The 17,553-nt window shown below is 66.5% G+C and carries 17 protein-coding genes and 1 pseudogene; 7 read left to right on the top strand and 11 right to left on the bottom strand.

Translation table 11 applies throughout. The features are described 5' to 3' along the window. Positions 1-14: 14 nt before the first annotated feature. Positions 15-401, top strand: coding sequence for an ectoine synthase (locus P0Y43_RS01010; protein ID WP_275635429.1), 387 nt, complete (start codon positions 15-17; stop codon positions 399-401). A gap of 41 nt (positions 402-442) precedes the next feature. Continuing rightward, positions 443-1,648 carry an MFS transporter gene (locus P0Y43_RS01005; protein WP_275635428.1) on the top strand — a complete coding sequence of 402 codons (1,206 nt, stop codon included), beginning with the start codon at positions 443-445 and terminating at the stop codon, positions 1,646-1,648. 36 nt (positions 1,649-1,684) lie between these two features. On the opposite strand, the gene P0Y43_RS01000 is transcribed toward P0Y43_RS01005, so the two are convergent. Both P0Y43_RS01000 and P0Y43_RS00995 read right to left on the bottom strand, forming a co-directional pair. Next, on the bottom strand, positions 1,685-2,845 hold the full coding sequence (locus P0Y43_RS01000) for a GGDEF domain-containing protein (RefSeq protein WP_275635427.1): 1,161 nt from the start codon (positions 2,843-2,845) through the stop codon (positions 1,685-1,687). Between the two features lie 137 nt (positions 2,846-2,982). Then, positions 2,983-3,867, bottom strand: a complete 885-nt coding sequence (locus P0Y43_RS00995) for a LysR family transcriptional regulator (protein WP_275635426.1) — start codon at positions 3,865-3,867, stop codon at positions 2,983-2,985. Positions 3,868-3,971: 104 nt separating this feature from the next. On the opposite strand from P0Y43_RS00995, the gene P0Y43_RS00990 reads away from it, so the two are divergent. Further along, positions 3,972-4,922 (top strand): DMT family transporter, encoded by a 951-nt coding sequence (locus tag P0Y43_RS00990; RefSeq protein WP_275635425.1) that lies wholly within the window; start codon positions 3,972-3,974, stop codon positions 4,920-4,922. Between the two features lie 106 nt (positions 4,923-5,028). Here P0Y43_RS00990 and katG read toward each other — a convergent pair whose 3' ends face one another. The 8 genes from katG to P0Y43_RS00950 all read right to left on the bottom strand — a co-directional run bounded on the left by katG (position 5,029) and on the right by P0Y43_RS00950 (position 14,520). Beyond that, the gene (gene katG, locus P0Y43_RS00985; RefSeq protein WP_275635424.1) at positions 5,029-7,281 is read right to left on the bottom strand and encodes a catalase/peroxidase HPI; all 2,253 of its coding nucleotides are present in this window, start codon (positions 7,279-7,281) and stop codon (positions 5,029-5,031) included. A 353-nt stretch (positions 7,282-7,634) separates the two neighbouring features. Next, entirely contained in the window at positions 7,635-8,513 is an 879-nt protein-coding gene (locus P0Y43_RS00980) for a DMT family transporter (RefSeq protein WP_275635423.1), read from the bottom strand. A gap of 91 nt (positions 8,514-8,604) precedes the next feature. Continuing rightward, positions 8,605-10,704, bottom strand: a complete 2,100-nt coding sequence (locus tag P0Y43_RS00975; RefSeq protein ID WP_275635422.1) for a putative bifunctional diguanylate cyclase/phosphodiesterase — start codon at positions 10,702-10,704, stop codon at positions 8,605-8,607. 111 nt (positions 10,705-10,815) lie between these two features. Further along, complete coding sequence (locus P0Y43_RS00970) at positions 10,816-11,319, bottom strand: GNAT family N-acetyltransferase (RefSeq protein ID WP_275635421.1); 504 nt, start codon at positions 11,317-11,319, stop codon at positions 10,816-10,818. A gap of 279 nt (positions 11,320-11,598) precedes the next feature. After that, positions 11,599-12,225, bottom strand: a complete 627-nt coding sequence (locus tag P0Y43_RS00965; RefSeq protein ID WP_275635420.1) for an isochorismatase family cysteine hydrolase — start codon at positions 12,223-12,225, stop codon at positions 11,599-11,601. Positions 12,226-12,246: 21 nt separating this feature from the next. Then, complete coding sequence (locus tag P0Y43_RS00960; protein ID WP_275635419.1) at positions 12,247-12,804, bottom strand: cysteine hydrolase family protein; 558 nt, start codon at positions 12,802-12,804, stop codon at positions 12,247-12,249. Positions 12,805-12,888: 84 nt separating this feature from the next. After that, on the bottom strand, positions 12,889-13,857 hold the full coding sequence (locus tag P0Y43_RS00955; protein ID WP_275635418.1) for a helix-turn-helix transcriptional regulator: 969 nt from the start codon (positions 13,855-13,857) through the stop codon (positions 12,889-12,891). 96 nt (positions 13,858-13,953) lie between these two features. After that, entirely contained in the window at positions 13,954-14,520 is a 567-nt protein-coding gene (locus tag P0Y43_RS00950; RefSeq protein WP_275635417.1) for a MarR family winged helix-turn-helix transcriptional regulator, read from the bottom strand. Between the two features lie 116 nt (positions 14,521-14,636). On the opposite strand from P0Y43_RS00950, the gene P0Y43_RS00945 reads away from it, so the two are divergent. The 4 genes and pseudogenes from P0Y43_RS00945 to P0Y43_RS00930 all read left to right on the top strand — a co-directional run bounded on the left by P0Y43_RS00945 (position 14,637) and on the right by P0Y43_RS00930 (position 16,770). Next, on the top strand, positions 14,637-15,377 hold the full coding sequence (locus P0Y43_RS00945) for a hypothetical protein (RefSeq protein ID WP_275635416.1): 741 nt from the start codon (positions 14,637-14,639) through the stop codon (positions 15,375-15,377). A gap of 140 nt (positions 15,378-15,517) precedes the next feature. Then, positions 15,518-15,808: pseudogene (locus tag P0Y43_RS00940) on the top strand (MFS transporter); the annotation flags it as partial. A 148-nt stretch (positions 15,809-15,956) separates the two neighbouring features. Next, positions 15,957-16,121 carry a hypothetical protein gene (locus P0Y43_RS00935; RefSeq protein WP_275635415.1) on the top strand — a complete coding sequence of 55 codons (165 nt, stop codon included), beginning with the start codon at positions 15,957-15,959 and terminating at the stop codon, positions 16,119-16,121. Positions 16,122-16,125: 4 nt separating this feature from the next. Further along, positions 16,126-16,770, top strand: a complete 645-nt coding sequence (locus P0Y43_RS00930) for a helix-turn-helix domain-containing protein (protein ID WP_275635414.1) — start codon at positions 16,126-16,128, stop codon at positions 16,768-16,770. 10 nt (positions 16,771-16,780) lie between these two features. On the opposite strand, the gene P0Y43_RS00925 is transcribed toward P0Y43_RS00930, so the two are convergent. Then, positions 16,781-17,284 (bottom strand): hypothetical protein, encoded by a 504-nt coding sequence (locus P0Y43_RS00925; RefSeq protein ID WP_275635413.1) that lies wholly within the window; start codon positions 17,282-17,284, stop codon positions 16,781-16,783. Positions 17,285-17,553 lie beyond the last annotated feature (269 nt).

The following is a 17,553-nucleotide window of genomic DNA, read 5'->3' as shown; positions in this document are numbered from 1 at the left end:
CCGGAGCACTTCACATGTTCGTTCGCAGCAAATCCGAAGTCGAAAACACCCCGCACTTCGTCGAATGGGGCGCCGGCACCAGCCATCGCCTGATCACCGCCCAGGACGCCATGGGTTTCACCGTGTGCCATACCGTGGTACGCGCCGGCAGCGAGTCGCTGCTGCACTATCGCAACCACCTCGAAGCGTGCTACTGCATCAGCGGCGAGGGCGAGGTCGAGGACATGCACGGCAACGTCTACCCGATCCGCCCCGGCGATGTGTACGTGCTCAACGACCACGACCGCCACTACCTGCGTGGTGGCAGGGACCAGGACCTGGTGCTGGTCAGCGTGTTCAACCCGCCGCTGCGCGGCGATGAGCGACACAACCTCAACGACCCACACGGCTCGGCCTACTGAAGGCCGGCCGTTCCCTGGACCCACGGTAACGGATACCTCTCATGCGCAAGGACTACCTGGCCTTCTTCCTCTCGCTGTTCCTGTCGCGGCTAGGCGACCAGGTGCTGCTGTTCATCGTGCCGTTGATCGTGTTCCAGAGCACCGGCAGCGCGGCCTGGGCGGGCCTGGCGTTCTTCGTCGAGTCGCTGCCGCGGTTCCTCGCCTTCCCGGTATGCGGCGCGCTGTGCGACCGCCTGTCGCCAGTGCGCCTGTTGCACATCAGCCAGGCCTGGCGGGCGCTGGTGTGCCTGGCGGCGGTGGGCCTGCACCTGGTGTTCGACAGCATCGCCTGGCTGGTGGCGCTGTCAGCCCTGTGCGGGGTGCTGACCACCCAGGGCATCATGGCCCGCGAAGTGCTGATGCCGAACATCTTCGCCCAGTACAGCTACACCCGTACCCTGTCCTACTCGCAGATCGCCGACCAGAGCGGCCTGGTGCTCGGCCCGGTGCTGGCGGCGCTGCTGCTGGAAGCCTGGGCCTGGCACTGGGTGGTGCTGGCCAGCGCCGGGGTGTTCCTGCTGGCAGACCTGGCGATGATCGCCTGGCAGCGCTGGAGCGCCATCGAGGTGCGGGTGCCGGCGCAGCACGCCGGCCTGGCGCGTTCGCTGGGCATCGCCATGGGGCACATCCGCGCGCAGGCGCCGCTGAAGAAGATCATCACCCTGGCGGTGGGGGTGAACCTGATCGTCGGCGTCACCCTGGCGACCTCGGCGGCGCTGGTGATCGGTGAGCACGGTGCCGACAAGGACGCCTACGCAGCCTTGCAGGTGGCGGGGGCGCTGACCACCATCGCCATCCTGTTCTTCCTCGCCCGGGTGAGCCTGCCGCTGGGGCTGATGGGCGTGGTCGGCTACCTGATGATCGCCAGCGGCGCCTTCGCCAGCGCCTGGAGCCCCGGACTAGCGGGGTATGTGGTGGGGTTCCTGCTGATCGTCGGCTTCGACAAGATGTTCAACGTGTACATGCGCAACGTGCGCCAGCAGGTGATTCCGCCGGCGGACTTCGGCAAGACGGTGGGGGTGATCACCTTGCTCAACAACCTGTCGCAGCCGTTGGCAGGCATGCTGGTGGCGGCGCTGGCGGCGCCGCTGGGGGTACGTGGGGTGATCCTGCTGCTGGCGGGGCTGACGGTGGCCCTGGGGGCGCTGGCGGTGTGGTTGTACCCGCAGCGGCGCGCGGGGCTGGCGACGCAACCAGGGGAAGGTTGAGGCCGGCATAGAGCAGCCACCGTCAAGAGGCCGCCCCTAGAGGTTCGGGGTCACCCGATCCACCAGGCGGATGCTGTCGCGTCCCCCGCGCTTGGACTCGTACAACGCCACGTCGCCCTGCTCGATCAACGCCGCCAGGCTCGCCGGTGGCTGGTCGAACAGCCCGGCACCGATACTCAGGGTCACCGCCTGGGGCGTGGCGAAGGTCTGCGCGGCGAAGTGCTGGAACTGCTCGCGCAGGCCACCGCCCAGCGTCACCACCCGCTCGCTGGACGCCTCGCCCAGCAGGATGACGAACTCGTCCCCGCCCAGCCGCGCCGCCAGCGCGCCCTCGGGCAGCGCCGCGCGGATCATGTCGCTGAGCGCCACCAGCAGGCGGTCGCCCGCCGTGTGCCCGTGCAGGTCGTTGACCGACTTGAAGTTGTCGATGTCGATCAACAGCACCGCCCCCGGCCTCGCGGGCGAGATGCCCTTGAGCAGGTGCCCGGCACGCAGCTCCAGGGCGCGGCGGTTGTACAGGGCGGTCAGCGGGTCGTGGGAGGCCAGGCGGGCGATGCGCTCCTCGCGCCGGTAGCGTTCGGTGCCGGTCATCGACAGGGCGATCAGCATGATCGCCATGGTGCCTTCGACCAGCGAGACCTGGATGATTTCGCCTCGAAAGGCCGCCAGGTCGATCAGCGTGCCCGGCACCAACGCCGGGATCATCTTGGCCAGGTAGAACACACCATGGGCCAACAGCACGTAGCGCAACTGCACCGCGCCAACGCTCAACGAGCGGCCGTGGGGCCGCAGCAGGAAGCTCGCGCGCAGCGACAACACAGCCACCGCCAGCGAGTTGGCCACCAGCATGACCTTCGACCACTGCGGCCCCTCCGGCAGCAGCAACAACCCGGCCCAGGCGGCGAACACCAGGTACCAGGCGCGCGATAGGCGAACCTCGGTGAATCGCGCCACCCCCAGCAGGAAACAGAAATGCGCCACGACCAACAAGCCGTTGGCGAACCAGATGCCCACCAGCAACAGGCCGTTCATGCGCAACAGGGCGAGGGTCGAGCCCACGGTGATGGTGGCGAAACCCGCGCTCCAGAACAGCAGAGAGGGTTCGCGGATGCTGCGCCACTCGATCGCCAGGTACAGCGCGGCGGCGGCCGCCAGGGCGACCGAGAGGGTCAGCATCGTGGGTGGATCGAGTGCCATAGGGCAAAAGGCCTGCATTGCGGGGAAAGGTGGCTGATTGTAAGCGTTCGCCGGGGTTTTCGCAGGGGGCGCGGCGGCCAATGGCGGGCGTTCTGTCGGGTTGCACAGGCCCTCTCGCGGGGCCAGCAAAGCCCCCTTCAGGCCCCGGACAGAAAACTCACCAACTGCCGCCCATGGGAACTCAACCCCTCCCAACTGCGAAAACAAAGGCGCAGCTCCAGCGTCGCCCAGCCCTCCTCCAGGTGCACCCGGCGCACCGCCAGCTCCTGCTCGGCGCGCACCGCGGCAACCTCCGGCAACATGGCGATGCCAGCGCGCTGCGCGACCAGCTGAGCGATAGCCTCGAAGCTCGGCGCACGCACGCGCACTTTCAGAGGCATGCCCAGGTTCATCGCCAGCTCCTCGACGAAGCGCTGCATCGCACGCTCAGCCGCCAGGCCGACGAAGGCATGGCCCAGGGCGTCGGCCAGGCGCACCTGTGCGCGCCCGGCCAGGGGGTGCTCGGCCGGCACCAGCAACACCAGGCGCTCATTGCGAAACGGCAACGACACCAAGCCGTCGTCGACCAGGTGACCGTCGAACACACCGATCTCGCAGTCACCCGCCAGCACCGCGCGCAACACGTCGATGCTGCGGTGCTCGACCAGTTGCAGGTCGACCTCCGGGTAGTCCGCCAGGAATGGCCCCAGCACCGTGGGCAGCAGCGTGCTGTTGGTCACCGTGGAGCCGGCAAGGCGCAGGTCGATACGGCGCTGCCCGGCCAGTTCCTTGAGCGTGTCATCCAGTTTCTGCGCCTCGCCCAGCACGCCACGCGCGGCTTCCAGCACCAAGCGCCCGGCCGGGGTCAGGTGCATACCATCGGCGCGCCGCACGAACAGCGTCACCCCGGCGCGCGCCTCGAACTGGCGCAGGCGGGTGCTGGCCGCCGACACCACCACCGGCATGGTGGCCGCCGCCTTGCTCAGGCTGCCGGTGCTGGCGATCGCCATGAGCAGGCGCAAGTCGGCCAGGTCGAAGTGCATGAGGGTTTCTCCAAAAACGAAAGCCATATTCAAGAAAAAGCGATTCTAGCGCAGCGGCCTTCTGCTCAGAATAAGCCTTCGTCATACTCTGTTACGGACTATCCATGAACCGCCTGCGCGCCTCCCTTCATCGCCAGTGCCAGAACGGCAGCCTCTATGCCGTGCTCGCCGCCCTCGGTTTCAGCTTCAAGGCCATCTTCGTCAAGCTGGCCTATGCCGCCGGACCGGTGGACGCAATCACCCTGCTCGCACTGCGCATGAGCCTGGCGCTGCCGCTGTTCGCCTGGCTGGTGTGGGCCAGTCGGCGCCAGGCGAGCACACCGCTGACCCTGGGCGACGGGCTGCGGGTGGCGATGCTCGGGTTGCTGGGTTACTACCTGTCGAGCCTGTTCGACTTCTACGGCCTGCAGTACATCAGCGCCGGCCTTGAGCGCCTGATCCTGTTCACCTACCCGACCCTGGTGCTGGTGTTCCAGGCCATCGCCCTGCGCGAGCGCCCCACGCCACGCACGCTGCTGGCCATGGGGCTGTGCTACCTGGGGCTGGGCATCGCCTTCGTGCATGACCTGGGCAACGCAGGGGCCGGCCAGCAGGTGCTGGTCGGCTCGTTGTGGGTGTTCGCCAGCGCGGTCACTTATGCCCTGTACTACGCCGGTAGCGGAGTGATGCTCAAGCGCATGGGCGGGATGCGCATGGCCGGGTTGTGCGGCACGGCGTCGTCGCTGATGGTGCTGGCGCATTACCTGTGGGTGGCGGACTTCAGCCAACTGGGGCAATTGCCGGTGGCGGTGTGGGCGAATGCCGGGTTGATGGCGCTGTTCTCCACGGTGCTGCCCATCTACTGGGTGGCGCTGGCGATCCAGCGGCTGGGGCCGACCCATACCGCGGCGGTGGGCAACCTGGGGCCGGTGCTGACCATGCTGGCGTCGTGGGCGATTCTCAGCGAGGCGGTGTCGGGGTACCAGGTGGCGGGGTTGGTGCTGGTGCTGCTGGGGGTGACGCGGTTGAAGCCGGCGAAGCCCGTGGTTGTAACAGGCAAGGAGGCGGCGGCCTGAGGCATCGTGCTGGCCTCATCGGGGCAAGCCCGCTCCCACAGGTACCGCGGTCCCCGAGGGAGGCCGGGGACCTGTGGGAGCGGGCTTGCCTCGCGAGGGGGCAACCCTATTGCAGGTCGAACCTATCCAACTCCATGACCTTCACCCAGGCGGCGACGAAGTCCTTGACGAACTTCTCCTTGGCATCGCTGCTGCCGTACACCTCGCTCAACGCCCGCAACTGGGCATGCGAGCCAAACACCAGGTCGACCCGGCTGCCGCTCCACTTCACCTGGCCGGTCTTGCGGTCGCGGCCTTCGAAGGTTTCGTTGTCGGCCGAGGTCGGCTTCCACTCCACGCTCATGTCCAGCAGGTTGCGGAAGAAGTCGTTGCTCAAGGTGCCGGGGTTGTCGGTGAACACGCCCAGCTTGCTGCCACCGTGGTTGGCCCCGAGCACTCGCAGGCCGCCGACCAGCACGGTCAGCTCCGGGGCGCTCAAGGTCAGCAACTGGGCCTTGTCCAACAGCAGCTTCTCGGCCTTGACGCTGTAGCGCGCCTTGCTGAAGTTACGCAAGCCATCGGCCAGCGGCTCGAGCACGGCGAACGACTCGACATCGGTCTGCGCCTGCGAAGCATCCACACGGCCAGGGCGGAACGCCACGCTGACGCTGTGCCCGGCATCCTTGGCCGCCTTCTCGACGGCAGCGGAACCGGCCAGCACGATCAGGTCGGCCAGGGAGATCTTCTTGCCGCCGCTGTTGAACTCGCCCTGGATCTTCTCCAGCGCCGCCAACACCTTGCCCAGTTGTTCAGGCTGGTTGGCCGCCCACGACTTCTGCGGCTCCAGGCGTAGACGCCCGCCGTTGGCCCCGCCGCGCTTGTCCGAACCGCGGAAGGTCGAAGCCGCGGCCCAGGCGGTGGACACCAGCTCGCCGACGCTCAGGCCCGAGGCCAGCACCTTGGTCTTGAGCGCCGCGATGTCCTGCTCGTTCACCAGCGGGTGGTCGACTTTCGGCAGCGGGTCTTGCCAGAGCAGTTCCTCCTGCGGCATTTCCGGGCCCAGGTAGCGCGCCAGCGGGCCCATGTCGCGGTGGATCAACTTGTACCAGGCGCGGGCGAAGGCGTCGGCGAGCTGGTCCGGGTTGTCCTTGAAGCGCCGGGCGATCGGTTCGTAGATCGGGTCGAAACGCAGCGCCAGGTCGGAGGTGAGCATCTTCGGCGAGTGGCGCTTGGCCGGGTCATGGGCATCGGGCACGGTATTCGCGCCCTTGCCATCCTTGGGCTGCCACTGGTGGGCGCCGGCGGGGCTCTTGGTCAACTCCCACTCGAAGTTGAACAGGTTGTTCAGGTACTCGTTGCTCCACCGGGTCGGCGTAGACGTCCAGGTCACTTCCAGGCCGCTGGTGATGGTGTCGCCGCCCTTGCCGCTGCCGTACTTGCTGGCCCAGCCAAAGCCTTGCAGCTCAAGGCCCGCGGCTTCCGGCTCGGCGCCGACGTTGTCGGCGGGGCCGGCACCGTGGGTCTTGCCGAAGGCGTGGCCACCGGCGATCAGCGCCACGGTTTCCTCGTCGTTCATGGCCATGCGGCCAAAGGTCTCGCGGATGTCCTTGCCCGAAGCCACCGGGTCGGGGTTGCCCTCCGGGCCTTCCGGGTTGACGTAGATCAGGCCCATCTGCACGGCGGCCAATGGGTTTTCCAGGTTGCGCTCACCGGCCAGTTCACGGCCCTCTTCCTCAGGCCGCTTGGCAGGCTCGGCGACCAGGTCGCCCTTGCCCGGCGGCTGGGCCTTGCCGTAGCGGGTGTCACCGCCCAGCCAGACCTTTTCCGAGCCCCAGTACACGTCCTCGTCCGGTTCCCACACGTCGGCCCGCCCGCCAGAGAAGCCGAAGGTCTTGAAGCCCATGGATTCCAGGGCGACGTTACCGGTGAGCACGATCAGGTCGGCCCAAGAGATCTTGTTGCCGTATTTCTGCTTGATCGGCCACAGCAAGCGCCGGGCCTTGTCCAGGCTGACGTTGTCCGGCCAACTGTTGAGCGGGGCGAAGCGCTGCTGGCCGGAGCCGGCGCCACCGCGGCCATCGCCGATGCGATAGGTGCCGGCGCTGTGCCAGGCCATGCGGATGAACAGCGGGCCGTAGTGGCCGAAGTCGGCGGGCCACCAGTCCTGGGAGTCGGTCATCAGCGCGGTGAGGTCTTTTTTCAGCGCCTGGAAGTCGAGGCTCTTGAACGCCTTGGCATAGTCGAAGCCAGGGTCCATCGGGTCCGACTTGCTCGAATGCTGGTGGAGGATGCGAAGGTTGAGCTGGTCAGGCCACCAGTCACGGTTGGTGGTGCCGCCACCTGCGGTTTGATGGAACGGGCATTTCGATTCGTTCGACATCTGCGGGTACCTTTTGGGTCGGTTATCCAGATTTCCGGTCTATGCCAGTTGTGCTCGGCCGGGCCGGTGGGCGCGGGCCGTCTCGTCATCAGGGCGTGTCGGTCTTTGCCGACAGGGGCTCGGGGCAGCGCCGGCGGCGGGGGCGGCAAATCCGGGCACGCCACCCGCGCGCGCTTTTCGCGAGGCCACAGGCAAGACTAGTCGAGCTTCAGCGCAGGTCTAATAGAAGGAGTGTTCAGGGGTGATAGAGCGAGACTGTCATCGCGGGCAACCCTCGACGCGGTCGACAGCCGCCCTGAACAGCGTCAAGTTCCGCCTCGCTCACGACGCCTGTCCACGGCTGACCCGCACGCCTACCCGCGCCGCTGCATCCACGCCGCGCCCAGGCCGCTCAGGCAGATGATGGCGATGCCCAGCAGGCTGGTGCTGTCCGGCGCATGGCCGAAGATCAGCAGGCCCAGCAACCCGGCGAAGACGATCTGGCAGTAGCTGAACGGCGCCAGCAAGGCGGGTGCGGCGTGGCGGAAGGCCTTGGTCAGCAGCAGGTGCGCGGTCATGCCGCAAGCCCCCAGGGCGACCATCGGCAGGGCATGCTCCCAGCGCGGGGTCTGCCAGAAGAATGGCACCAGCGCACTCATCGCCAGGGTGTTGCACAGGCCGGCGTAGAAGTTGCTGGTGGTCGGGCTGTCGTGGGCGGCGACCAGGCGCGTCAACAACTGGTAGAAGCAGAAGCCCAGGGCCGAGCCGAAGGGGAACAGGATGGCCGGGGTGAACATCGCCCCGCCCGGGTGCACCACCACCAGCACGCCGATGAAGCCCATCACCACCGCGGCCCACTGCCCGGCGGTCACCCGCTCCTTGAGCAACGGCGCCGACAGCGCGGTGACCAGCACCGGGGCGAGGAAGTTGACCGCGGTGGCTTCGGCCAGCGGCAGGTATTGCAGGCCGGCGGTGAACAGCAGGCTGGTGCTGAGCAGGCTCAGGGCACGCAAGGTCTGCAGCAAGGGGCGACGGGTGCGCAGCACGCGCAGCCCGGCCTGGGGCAGGAAGATGCCGGCCATCAGCAGCGTGTGCACCACGTAGCGCGCCCACACCACCATGATCACCGGGTACAGGCCGCCGAGGAATTTCGACAGGGCGTCGTGGCTGGCGAACAGGAAGGTGGCCATCACCACCAGGACGATGCCCCGCAGTGGCTGGTTGACGCCGGACAACGGGGTGCTGGTGGTCATGGAGGTCTCGAATCGGCGGGTTAGACGGATTCTAGAAGAGTTCGGGCGGGTTGAAAAACCGTGGTGCCCTCATCGCGGGGCAAGCCCCCTCCTACAGCTCCACCGCCACCACTTCCTTCAACCGCTCACTCGCCGGCGCCGGGCGACCATAGAGGTAGCCCTGGAAGTGCGAGCACCCTTCGGCCGCCAGGCGCTGCATCTGCTCGGCCGACTCCACCCCCTCGGCGGTGGTCTTGATCATCAGGCTGTTGGACAGCTCGGTGATGGCGCGGATGATCGACATCGCCTCGCGGCTTTCGCACATGTCGTGGACGAACGACTTGTCGATCTTGATCCGGTCGAAGGGGAACGAGCGCAGGTAGCCCAGCGACGAATAGCCCGTGCCGAAGTCGTCCAGGGAGATCGACACGCCCAGGTCCTTCAGCGCGCGCAGGGTGCGCACGTTCTCTTCGCTGTTGCCCAGCAGCACCGACTCGGTGATTTCCAGCTCCAGCCGCTGCGGCGCCAGGCCCGAGTCGGACAGGGCCAGGGCCACGGTGTGCACCAGCCCGGCGTTCTTGAACTGCACCGCCGAGAGGTTCACCGACACGGTCTGCTCGCTGCCCCAGCTGGCGGCTTCCTGGCACGCCAGGTTCAGCGCGCGTGCGCCCAGCTCATGGATCAGCCCGGTCTCTTCGGCAATGGGGATGAAGTCCATCGGCATGACCATGCCGCGGGTCGGGTGCTCCCAACGCAGCAGCGCTTCGTAGCCGGTGATCAGGTTGCTCTGCTGGTCCACCACCGGCTGGTAGTGCAGCTGCAACTGGCCCAGGTGCAGGGCGGTGCGCAGGTCGGTCTCGACCAGACGGCGCTGGCGCGCGGCGACGTCCAGCTCGACGTCGAAGCATTCGTAGCGGTTGCGCCCGTTGCGCTTGGCCTCGTACAGCGCCATGTCGGCATAGCCCAGCAATTGCTCGGCCTGCTCGTGGTCTTCAGGGGCGAAGGCGATGCCGATGCTCACCCCCACGCTGAACTGGTGGCCTTCGATGTGGAACGGGGGGCAGATCGCGTCGATCAGCCGGCGCGCGGTGTTGCAGGCCGACTCGCGGCTGTCCAGCCCGGCCAGCACCACGGCGAACTCGTCGCCGCCCAGGCGCGCCAGGGTGTCGTGCTCGCGCAGCTCGCGGCGCAGGCGCTTGCCCAGGGCACGCAGCAGCTTGTCGCCGAAGGCGTGGCCGAGCGAGTCGTTGATGTTCTTGAAGTTGTCCAGGTCCAGGCACAGGGTGGCGGTCAGCTTGTCGCCCTCCTCGCCCCGGCCCAGCGCCTGCTTGAGGCGTTCGTGGAACAGGGTGCGGTTGGGCAGGCCGGTGAGCGCGTCGTGGTGCGCCATGTGGTGGATCTGCGCGTGGGCGGCCAGCTCTTCGGTGGCGTCCTCGGCGATGAACAGCACGTAGTCGGCCTGGCCATCGCGGTTCTGGCTGAGCAGTGCGCGGCTGCGCAGGGTGCGTGGGCCGATGGCGGTGTCGACACGGGTTTCGTCCATGTAGCCTTTGCTGGTGCGGGCGCCACGGGCCAGCTGCTGCTCGAGGAACTCGGCGCTGGCGCGCACCAGGCATTCGCCGGGCAGCGTGCCAATCATGCTCGCGCCATGCCCGCCGAACAGCCGCTCGGCTTGCTGGTTGGCCAGGAGGATACGCTGGGTGGCGAGGTCCTGGACGATGACGCTGGCCGGGATATTGGCGATCACCGAGTCGAGGAAGCGCGACAGCGTGCTCATCTCCTGGCTGTACTGCTCGGCCAGCTCCTTGGCTTGGAGGAGTTCCTGCTCGTAGTGGTGGCGTTCGGAAATGTCGCGGGTGACCTTGGCGAAGCCCACCAGGTGGCCATTGTCGTCGTGTACCGCGTCGATCACCACATGGGCGCGGAACGCCGAGCCGTCCTTGCGCAGGCGCCAGCCCTGCTCCTCGAAACGGCCGGTGTGGCGCGCCTGTTCGAGGTTCTGCGCCGGTACCCCGGCTTCGCGCTCGGCGTCGCTGTAGAACAGCGAATAGTGCTGGCCGACGATCTCCCCCGCGCTGTAGCCCTTGGCCCGTTCGGCGCCGGGGTTCCAGTTGGCGACCACGCCCTCGGGCGTGAGCAGGTAGATGGCGTAGTCGGCCACACTCTGGATCAACAGCCGGTACATGATGTCGGGGCTTGTCACTAGCGACATGGGGTTTACCTGAACCTGCGGGACCAATCGAGTGCTGGCATTATGCCGTTGAGTTTCGCGTTTTTGTGAAGCGGCTCACAAAAATTCTCTTGCATCGACCGCAAAAACGTTTCAGTGGTTGGCCGGCGTGACCAGGAAATTCAGCAACTGTGGCTCGTCGGGCAGCGCCAGCGGGCGCACAGGGCGCGCCAGCCCCATGGTGACGGCGGTGCAGAACGCTACGGCGGGGGCATCCTGGCGGTAGCAGCGCAGCAACCAGGCGTCCTCCCCGCTGCACAGCAGTTGCTGTGCCACCGCCCGGCCGATGCCCTGGCGGCGGTAGCGCTTGAGGATGAACAGGTCGGCCAGCTCCAGGGCATCGAGGCCTGGCAGCTCGCTGCGCTCGACCAGCACGAAGCCGGCGATCAAGCCGTCGAGCAGCACCAGGCTGGCGCTCCAGCCCGGGCTTTGCCAATAGCGGTCCATATGGGCGTCGTGCAGGTAGAAGCGGCCGTCCGCCTCGACGTCTTCCTGTTCCCAATCGGAGGATTCGTAGGCGTAGAACTGGTAGAGGTTACGAATCACCTCGGCGTGTTCGACAGTGGTGGGGAACAGTTGCAGAACAGGGCTTGGCATGACGGGCTCGGCGGCGAAAGGGCCTGCGGATTCTACTCAATCGGACAGGTTCTTGTACGCGACCCCGCTGCCGCCCTCACACGTGCCTCAGCGGGGCCGGATGCAGGAGCCACGGTTCTGCTTACTTTCCCCACGAGAAAAAGTAAGTCGCCGTAAGGGCGAAAAGGGGCATTGGCGCCACCGCCCTGACTGGATATTCACGCGGTCGGCCTGCTGATCTGACAGGCTTTTGATCTTTGGCTTTGAAACAGCGTGATGATCCACTCCTTCGGGGTGGCGCTAGAGCATCACCAAGGCCCCCAGCAATTCAGCCGTATCGACGATAGCGTGGGCATAGGTCGGCCCATTGATCTGATGCGCGGCATGCATCGCCTCCTCACTGAACGCCGCCGTGGCATCGCGCACCAAGGTGACGTGATAGCCAAGCTCGGCGGCAAAGCGCCCAGTAGACTCCAAGCACGTATTGGCCAACATGCCCACCAGAATCACCTTCACCACCCCATGCTGCTTGAGCTGCAGATCCAGGTCGGTATTGGCGAAACCACTGCCGCCCCAATGCTCGTGCACCAGCACGTCACTCGCCTGCGGCACGAACGCAGGGTGCCATTCCCCACCCCAACTGCCCTCGGCGAACACCTGGGCGCGGCTGGCCCCCAGCTGATAAGGGCTCGGATGCTTCCAGCCGCTGAAATCACCTGGCCGGGCACGATGGTGCGGCACATAGAACACCTGGATGCCTGCCCGCCGCACCGCCGCAAGCACCGCCGTGAGGTTGGCCACGGTGCCGACCCGATCGGCCACGGCCTTGGCCAGGCCGTTGAGCTTGCCGCCCTCGCTGAGAAAGTCGTTGTATGGGTCGACCAGCAGCAGGCCGCTATCGCTGCGCGAATACAGGGTCTCGATCATGATCGGCACCTTTGTCGTGGTTCAGCGACGGGCTTGGCGCAGGTACTCGGCGGTGGAGATCACCGGCGCATAACCAAAGCGCAGCGCCGCCATGAACGCGGCATGCACCTGCTCGGCCGGTACCCGCACGCCCTCGAACTCCAGGTCCAGGGTTGCGCAGGCGTCGTGCAGCACCGTGGTCGGGTAGCCGAAATCCACGGCGGCGCGGGTGATGCCATCCACGCACATGTGGCTCATGTTGCCCACCACCACGACCTCATCGATGCCATGGCTGTCGAGCACTTCCTTGAGCCCGGTGTCGCGGAACGAGTTGATGTAGTGCTTGAGCACCACCGGCTCTTCCCCCTGGTTGATCACGCTCGGATGCAGGCGCGCACCCTCGCTGCCCGGGCGAAAGAACGGCGCGTCGGGGCTGGAGAACTCGTGGCGGATATGCACCACCAGGTCACCGCGCTCACGGAACGCGGCGATCACCTCGGCGGCCTTGGCCGCAGCCGCCTCGACCTTGCTCAGGGTCCACAGGCCGCCAGGGAAGTAGTCGTTCTGGATGTCCACCACGATCAGGGCTGTCTTGCTCATGCAGGTGTCCTCTGCCAGGTTCGGGGCGCCCCGGCGTCAGGCCAAGGCATCGGCCAGATGCTGGCAACCGCGGGCGACGACCGGCTACGTAAAATCGGCAAACCCGTCTGCCGGTGGCGTCGCTCGTCGGCTGCGCAGCGACTGCGAGGGCAGCTCGCCGAAGTGCCGCCGGTACACGCCGGCGAAGCGCCCGAAGTCCCACACGCCGAAGCGTGCGCAGATGTCGGTGATGGTCTCGCCCAGCCCCGCACGCAGAATCGCCGCGCGAATGGCATGCAGGCGGTGCAGCATCAGGTAGCGGTGCGGGCTCATGCCCAGGTGGCGGGTGAACAGGTTGCGCAAGGTGCGCTCGGAGGTATTGCACGCCTGGCACAGATCGGCCAGGTGCAGCGGCGTGTCGGCCGTCGCACGCACCAACTCCAGGGCCCGGCGCAAGATCCGTTGGTGGTGCTGGCCGAGGCTGGCGCCGCGAGCCGGGGCCAAGGGCAGCAGGCTGTGGAACACCTGGTCGAGCAGATCCCTGCTGGCAGCGCGCTCGCCGGCGGGCGTGTGCAGTTCCTGCGGTGCGCAGTGGTCGATGCGCAGCAGGCGCAAGGCCAGATCGATCAGCGGCGCCAGGTCCTGGCGCGCCGGGCACAGCAGGTTGCCCGCCAGCAACCCCAGGTCGAATTCGTCCTCATGGCGCTGCGCCCAACCCAGCACCTGCTCGCAGGACATCGCCACGGTCATCCAGCTGGCCGGCTGGCTGGCGTCGATATGGAACATCGCCTCGGGCACCATCCAGCCGACCAGCCGCGGGGTCATGGCTTGGCCGCCGAGCACCGTGCAGGCATGCCGGCTCAAGGGCAGGAAGACGTTGTAGAAACCCGGCAGGCCGACGCCGCTGTACACCGTGCCCGCGCCCTCACGGCCGAACATCAGCGCCACCTCGCCCAACTCGACCACGCGCAGGCGCCAATCGCGCTGCTGGCGCGAACGCAACACGTAGTGCCCCTGCACGCCGTAGAGGGCTTCCTGGAATTCGTCGAAATCCGCGCAGACCAGCCGGCCCATGGTGCGTCCTCGGCAAGGCGCCCCGGGATCGGACGAGCGCGCCTTGAGTCTAGATGCGCCTGCGGCCAGCGCTGGCCTACAGGACGGATGGCAGCGTCAGGCGGGTTCCGGCGGCTGGTGTTCGCGGCAGATCAGCGCCGCGTCGGGCGGGGCCAGCGCTTGCCGGGTCAGGCCGCAGAACGGCAGGCCGTCGACGCGCTGGTGGAAACGACAGCTGGCGCACAGGCCGAAGCCCGGCACATCGGTGCCGCGCTGCACCTCGCCAAGCAGGTCGCCGAGCAACGCCTGCAACTGCGCGCCGCGCTCACCCATGCGCGCCTGGCCAGTGGCGAGGAAGTCCGGCGGCAGCACCGCGTCGAGCAGGGCACGGGCACTGTCGGTCAGTTGCAGGTGCACGCTGCGCCGGTCGTGGGCGTCCTGGGTCTTGACCACCAGCCCCTTGGCCTCCAGCGCCTTGAGCGACTGCGACACGGTGCCCTTGGTCAGCCCCAGATAGTCGGTCACCCCCAGCGGCGTGTTGGAGTAGTGGTTGCAGCGCGCCAGGTACATCAGCGCGCTGAGTTGGATCGGCTGCAGCTCGGCCAGCAGCGGGTGCTGGCGGAACCAGGCGCGAGTGAGGCTGGAAAGGCGTTCGAGCAAGTCGAAGAGGGTCGTGTCGGTCATGTATCACTCCTGTCGAAATATAGTATCGACTAAAAACAATATTGACAAAGGCCGATCCAGGCGTAGCCTACACACAAGTATCGAATCGACACCAATATAACCCCAGGAGACCGATCATGAACTACGCCCCCCTCGCCTTCACCTTCGCCGCGCTGCTCGCCGGCTCCGCCTGGGCCCATGGCCCGGATGGCATCCACAGTGACCCGAACGCCAAGGTCGAAGCGGCCTTCGACCTGGTCCACACCCGCGTCTTCACGGAAGGCGAGCAACTGGTGTTCGAACAGTTGGTCGATGGCAAGGCCGGCAGCCGCGTACCGACCGCCAAAGGCAGCTTCGCCGGCGCCGAGGTGTACAGCTACGTGTGGCCCACCAGCCTGGACAGCGGCTCGGTCGGCTTCGAGCCCGGCTCGGGCATCCTCGCCCTGGCGCTGACCTCGCACCCGGATTTCGACGACACCCCGCAGCTCGATGAAAACCGCGACGGCGACAAGGCCAACGACGGTGGCCTGTGGCATTCGCACTGGGTGGTGCTGACCAAGGACGCCAGTTGCGGCCCGGCGGGCCTGAAGGTGCGCGACATCCCCGAGGGTGCCAAGCCCAAGCTGCCGGCCACCTGGCCGGGTGCGCCGATCTACATCGACTCGCCCGGCTATGACCTGAGCGTCAACCACGACGCCGCGCGGATCCGCGTGCCGCTGGCAGCCGTGGGCTTCCCGAAGCACTTCAACTACGACGGCGTGACCGCCGCCTTGCAGGTCAACGCCGACCTGCACAACCCGCTGCTGTGCGTGACCAGCGTGTGGGACGTGGCCTCGGGCGATCTGTCGTTGCCTGGCACCTGGAAACAGGGCAAGTGATGAACGTCGCTGTGCCCACGCCCCCGGTACACGCGTCGTGAGTCCTAGGGTGATATCAAGATCGAGCGCCGCCCGCGCGGCGCTCGTTCTTCACCCCCAACACAGGCAACGGCCTGCGTACCACTGAAAAACAGCGAGACTCCTGGCACTGGGTGGTGCTGGCCAGTGCCGGGGTGTTCCTGGCAGCACGGTGGCATGGTGCGTTCGCTGGGCATCGCCGTGGGGCATATTCGCGCCCAGGCGCCGCTGAAGAAGATCATCACCCTGGCGGTGGGGTGAACCTGATCGTCGGCGTTACCCTGGCCACCTCGGCGGCCCTGGTGATCGGCGAGCACGGCGCCGGCAAGGACGCTTACGCAGCCTTGCAGGTGGCCGGGGCACTGACCACGATCGCCATCCTGTTCTTCCTCGCCCGCGTGAGTTTGCTGTTGGGGCTGAGATGCTGATGGCGGTGCTGGCGGCGCGTTCAGGCTGTTTAATGCAAAAAACGCATTACCAAATAAAAATTCATTATTTCTTGTTCTAAAAAACTCCCCGTAGTCTCACCCCATGCCTACCGCGCAAGACAAGGATTCCCCCATGCCCTCCGCTCTCAATGTCACCGACCTCACCCTGTACCGCAAACGTAAACAAGCGCAGCACCTGGGCCGTTTGATGTGGGCGTTGTACGCGCAACAGGCAGGGTTCGCCGCCCACCCATGGCGCGAAGCCTCGCAGGTAGCCAAACCGCCCCGCCAGGCGTGACGTCATGTACACCCCCGGCCGCTTCCTGAGTACGTCCAGCGACCCCACGCTGGAGGTCATCGCCCACGCCGAAACGAACGACGACGACCTCATCGGCCACCGTGTCGCGCAGAACCTGCAACGTCTGCGCAGCAAACGCTTGTTGTCGCTGGACGGCCTGGCGCGAGTCTGCGGGGTCAGCCGGGCGATGCTTGCGCAGATCGAGTCTGGCCGCAGCGTGCCGTCGATCAAGGTGCTGTGCAAGATCGCCAAGGGCCTTCGGGTATCGGTGGCGGCGTTCCTCGAACACCGTGAGTGCGAGGGCGTGACGCTGATGCCAGCGCGCGCGAGCAAACGCCTGGTGAGTGCCAGCGGGGCCTTCGTCAGCCGCGCGCTGTACCCCTACGACACGGCGCGCCAGACCGAATTCTACGAGTTGCGCATCAGCCCGCTGGGGGAGGAGTTTTCCGAGGGGCACGGCCCGGGCGTGCAGGAGAACCTGGTGGTCGCCCAGGGCGCGCTGGAGATCAGTGTGAACGAGGAACGCTTCCTGCTCGCCACCGGTGACTCGATCGTGTTCTACGCCGACCAGCCCCACCGCTACCGCAACCCGGTAGACAGCGAGGCGGTGGCCTACCTGGTGGTCACCCACCCGGAACGCCGCGACTGACCACCTGCGTTCAGCAGGTGCAGCACATCATCGGCATGCCATTGCAGCTCATCATCATCGGCATGCTGCAGTCGTTCATCATCTTCGCCATCAGCATGCAGCAGTGATTCATCATCTCCATGCTCATGCCCGCCATCGGCATCATCTTGCAGGCCATGCCATCGGCCATGAGGGTGCATTCCATCATGCACTTCATCATCGGCATGGCCATGCCGCCCATCATCATCGGCATGCCCATCATCTGCATGTTCATGGCCATCGCGGCCTGGGACATGCCCATCATCGACAGGTTGGCGCACTGCATCATCACCGGCATGCCGCAGTTCATCATCATCTGCATCATTTCGGCGTTGTTGCGGAACATCGCCATGTCCATGCCGGTTGCAGGCTTCAGGGTGCAGAGCATGCCGTCCTCGACCATCGTGCAGGTCATGGTGGCCATCATCATCGGCATGCCCATCATGGGCATCATCGGCAGGGTGGCGTTCATCGGCATCTGCATTGCGTTCATCATGGGGAAATCCTCTTTCGAATCCGACGATAGGGTGTGGAACGGATGGGGGCGATTCTAGGCCCGCGCCGCAGGCGGGCAAGATGGCGGAACAGCAGCGTCGGCGGCTGCTGGGGCGTGCGGGAATGAGGGGATGGCCGAGGGTTTTCGGGCGATGGTGGCGTAATTGCTGCTATCGCGGAGGGTATCGATCAGGGAATGGCAGTATGGGCGCCATGGATATGCGGCCTGGTTACAAGCTAATAACCTAAATGCATATTTGATCTAAATGA

Origin of the sequence: Pseudomonas entomophila (genome assembly GCF_029193575.1) — a bacterium.
GTDB lineage: Bacteria > Pseudomonadota > Gammaproteobacteria > Pseudomonadales > Pseudomonadaceae > Aquipseudomonas > Aquipseudomonas entomophila_G.
The sequence above is the reverse complement of the archived record's forward strand: the minus strand, read 5'-3'. Positions and strand labels throughout refer to the sequence as shown.